The sequence below is a fragment of the Streptomyces rectiviolaceus genome (genome assembly GCF_039533825.1).
Lineage (GTDB): Bacteria > Actinomycetota > Actinomycetes > Streptomycetales > Streptomycetaceae > Streptomyces > Streptomyces rectiviolaceus.
Window position 1 is genome coordinate 30,541 of record NZ_BAAAUG010000020.1, and the last position, 335, is coordinate 30,875.

The window sequence follows — 335 nt, forward strand, 5'->3', positions numbered from 1 at the left end:
GGGGGGGGCTTGGTGGGAGGCATCTGGCGCGAAGCGGCGGGCTTGGTGGGAGGCATCCGGCGCGAAGCGGCGGGCTTGGGGGGAGCGGTGGCGCGACGGCAACCGCTCCCCCCCACCCCCCTCAAGCCCCCGGAGGCCGTTCCTCCGGGTTCGCGTCCCTTAGGGCCGCCCAGCGAGCCTCGCGGGACGCGTCGTCGTGCCAGTCGGCCACACCCCAGTCCGTCGTGTCCCCCACCGGGGCCCGCGGCAGGAAGTCGTACGGCTCGAACGCCTCCGGGGCCGCCGGCTCCGGAGGTGGTGGGCCGTGGCGGCGGCGAGGGATCCGGGGGAGGCGC

At 77.6% G+C, this 335-nt stretch carries 1 pseudogene; it reads right to left on the bottom strand.

The window, feature by feature from the left end:
* Positions 1-121: 121 nt before the first annotated feature.
* Positions 122-335, bottom strand: a pseudogene (locus ABD378_RS05320) (cell division protein PerM); the annotation flags it as partial.